Source organism: Hydrocoleum sp. CS-953 (assembly GCF_002260545.1).
Lineage (GTDB): Bacteria > Cyanobacteriota > Cyanobacteriia > Cyanobacteriales > Microcoleaceae > Trichodesmium.
This window is the reverse complement of record NZ_LGSU01000590.1, coordinates 1-3,758: the sequence shown is the minus strand read 5'-3', so window position 1 is coordinate 3,758 and position 3,758 is coordinate 1. Positions and strand designations below refer to the sequence as shown.

The following is a 3,758-nucleotide window of genomic DNA, read 5'->3' as shown; positions in this document are numbered from 1 at the left end:
CATCACCGTTGAAGTCACCCGTTAACACCTCGACACCAGACCTTGTTGCCCAAGTGGCAAAATTACCAATTGGCTCATTGGTAATTGTAAAGCTGCCATCAGTATCTGAAAAAGCTACAGGCAGTGTACTCCAACCCGGCTCTTGTCGCAGAAGAGCAACATCAGTTCGATTATCACCGTTGAAGTCAACTGTATTCTCATGCATTTTCTCACCTCATATAATTAAATAAAATTGATGGATTATATCATGTTCGCTTGAATAGTTATAATCAGACTTATCCTGAAGATGGATAAGAAAGTTTTTTATAACCCACATTTCGCACGTCAATTTGTCACATAAAAAGTATTACTAAAATCCTGGAATTGCTAGGTATTTATACATGGTAAATTATCTCTATTTCCCTTGTGCAACCCCGAGAATGATATTAGGAGGTTTGTCATACTTGTTTTTCGCCTCACACAACTATAAACCTCTCTCAACTATAATTTTATATATTTTTTATATATTCAACAGTTGTTTTCTTTCTTAATTAATAAAATTTAACCTTTAACCCACATTCCGCACCACAGGCATACTACAATACCTTTTTCAAGGCCTGTGGAGAGAAGAAGGTTACAGACTGCGGTCAGTGATTCTCATAGAAGCAGGAAGCTAGACTCCAAAACTCAAAATCGCATTTTGGGTAAGTTTGGGTAAGTTCAGTAGAACGGAACCAGTTGATAAATCCTGTTAGGAATAGGCAAACCTACCATGTCAACGGTATTGGTTTTCGGTTAGTAATGGGTTAGGCGAATCGCTCTTTTCAGATTAAAGTAGCGATGTTATCATCCTTGTCAGGAAGTTGAGTATGATCTGGTAAGCTTTTTGGCAAATCAGAAGTTGGTGATAAATCAGAGGATTTTTCTGTTGGTTTAGTTATTGGATTCATATTAATTATAAAGTTAAAAATTTAGGCAGGTTTCATAGAATATTTTTCCCGATATTACCTTTTAAATTATTATAGCAGTCTAAGCATTTAGCCGTCAGCTATCAGCTAATTCATTAGACCTCTGCGATAATTAATCTTCAACCCTTGTAATTCTTAAGCTAAAACTTAATTTATCAAGTGTGGTAATACAAAATTAAAAAATTTTGCTATATATCCTGAAAAAAGGTTTTAGCTAGGAGGTTTTATACCAATTACCAAAAGTAATGCTATACTTCAACAGTCAAATATTTGCTAAGATTCAAAGTTTGTTTTTGACAATTATTAGGAGCGTTCGTACATCTTCTCATTACTTTTCCTCTCCCACTACCTCCCACACTTCCCACAGTTCCCCACCCAATCAGATATAGCAATATTTTTGAGAAATGGTATTATAGCACTACAAAAAAGTGTTAGGACATTCATAAAAGTCAAATCTTTTACAGGCAATAGTTTTTACTTGCTCTGATAGCTGAAAGCTGACTGCTAATAGCTAATTACTAATCGCTATAATTATGATTTTTCTCCACAACGTTGAGGTCGTATTTGTAAATTAATTTTCAACAAATCCGCCAGATCACACTTCAATTTATCTGCCGTTTTTTTATCTGGTTCTATATAGCCAAAACCATCACTAAAAAACTTTTTCTGATAAGAATAAATCGCTGCTATCCATTGTTTTTTAGCTTCCATATATTTAACTGAATCGCCCAGATACTCATCTTCTATGACCTCATAATACTGAAGTTTTACATCATTTTCGAGAATTTTATTAATTGCTTGAACAATCTCTAAACGTACCTCTTCTGTTCTAACTGAGGTATAATTTTGAGCTAATATTTCTTCCTCCAGTTTTCGGACAATTTCTTGAATTACACTCCTAGTAGTCGCAAATTTTTCTAGTGCTTTTTCCATTTTTTCTATAGGAATTTCACTCATAGTAGTTGTTTCCACATCAGTTAATATTTCTTCTGAGGAAAGCGGATATTCTAGAGTTTCCCCTTCAGTAATATTTTCACTATTAAACTTACCTAGCTGATATCCCAAAGCAAAAAATAAACCATGAGAAAGCATAACCAGAGTAGTTACTGCTACTGGTCGTCCGTACTTTCTAAATAATAGAGTAATATAGTCAGAAAAATCTAATTCCTTTTCAACAGTTAAACCAAAAATAATTGTTTCATAAGTAGACTTTAATTTTGGAAACCCTGTTGTGAAAATTTCTTTTGGTACTTTTCCATTACTAACTTGATGAAAATAAGCTGCCAACTCATAATCAGGTAGTTGAGAAAATAAATCCGCAAAAGGTTGATAATAATTGCAGGGATAACGACGAGACTTTAACCAAGAAATTAGCTTTTTCCAAATTGCATTTCCATAGAGTAATTCATTTTTTTCTTGACTCAGAGTTTTATTTAATAAACTATTTCCTAAATATTCTAAATCGTGGCTAACTTGTTGTTTTATTTGACTAGAATATCCTGACCATAAACTGCTTTTAGTTTTTAACATCCAACAAAAGGCAGGAACAGATATTTTTTTCCCTAATATCTGATAGAAGGCGTGATTTGCTCCTGCTACAATTAATGGTTCTAATAAATTTTGATAATTTCTCAGTTGTGATTGTAATTGTAGGGAAATTTTTTGCTTTTCATTTTCCTTCTTTCCATCTCCACTAATATTTAACCAATGCAGATATTCTGCTAAAGTTTCTGGAATAAAAATTGCTCTTAAAGTTAATAACCTAACCATCTGAACATTAGTATTTCCTTGTTTTACCGCATTACTCGCTCCCAAATTATCAAATAAATTGTTTAAATATTCTGACCTAACTTGACCATCCTGTAATTTTAAAATTAAATTTTCTATCCATTCTTGCTTAATTTGAGAACCACTAATTAATCCTTTAATTGCCGTTTCTATAGCAGCTTCATCTATATTTTTCGAGACATTCGTGGGGGAAATTTCCATCATTTTTGTCTGTATTTCTGTCAGACTTGCTGCTACTTCTAGATTAGCAGGATGAATAATTATAAATTGTTCTGGTCGTTCAACAGCTTCCACATTATAGACCCATGATATAGGCTGACTATTAGCTTTAAATTCAGCCATTTTATTAATAATTTGTAAGTCAGATAATTCACTAGGAATTATTACAGGCAAAGTTTGAGTATTCAGCCAATTTTGCCAATCTGTAGGTAAATTTATTTCTGGTTTCCTAGTAACTTGATGTTGGTTTGGTTTGCCAATCTCTTTAGTTTCATATGGATTAAATATTAGGTCAATTCCCTGTTGCTGCTGAGTATTTATCCAATCTAATATTTGCCAAATATTATCTTTTCCAGCACAGAAAAAATAACGATAAAAAGAAGTCGAGCGCCCATATTCATCTTGCCCAGATATTACTACAGCAACTACTGAATAATCTGGTTCTTCACTACTCATACTCAACACAACCCGCCCCACAAAAGTAGGTTTTTTACTATTACGGTCTTTGCCTACTTCAAAACCTTTATTAGCAATTACTCTTCCTATAGAGTGGGGAACTTGAGGTAAAGTTAAATTCATATATTCCCCTACTTTAAATCCTCTGGAAATCCATTTACCATCAGATAATATTTCAGGAATTATGCCTGTGCTGAACTCGTGAATTTCAATATTTTCCATTTCCTAATACTAATTCACTTAAATACTGATAAATAAAAATAATCTGTAGGGGTTTGGTCTTCAAACCCTTCCGCTAATATCAAATATGTTTGGGAGATGGGGAGATGGGGAGATGGGGAGATGGGG

3 protein-coding genes are annotated in these 3,758 nt (G+C 33.4%); all 3 read right to left on the bottom strand.

The features are described from left to right. Nucleotides 1-205, bottom strand: a 205-nt coding sequence (locus AFK68_RS06470; RefSeq protein ID WP_143437626.1) for a VCBS repeat-containing protein, incomplete at its 3' end; no start/stop codon positions are given. 598 nt (nt 206-803) lie between these two features. After that, nucleotides 804-929 (bottom strand): hypothetical protein, encoded by a 126-nt coding sequence (locus tag AFK68_RS43320; protein ID WP_256386500.1) that lies wholly within the window; start codon nt 927-929, stop codon nt 804-806. Between the two features lie 549 nt (nt 930-1,478). Then, on the bottom strand, nt 1,479-3,632 hold the full coding sequence (locus AFK68_RS06465; protein WP_094672062.1) for a hypothetical protein: 2,154 nt from the start codon (nt 3,630-3,632) through the stop codon (nt 1,479-1,481). Nucleotides 3,633-3,758 lie beyond the last annotated feature (126 nt).

Bases quoted from the DNA above. Each gene is read 5' to 3' on its own strand.
- AFK68_RS43320 (WP_256386500.1), bottom strand. From the start codon at position 929: ATGAATCCAATAACTAAACCAACAGAAAAATCCTCTGATTTATCACCA.
- AFK68_RS06465 (WP_094672062.1), bottom strand. From the start codon at position 3,632: ATGGAAAATATTGAAATTCACGAGTTCAGCACAGGCATAATTCCTGAA.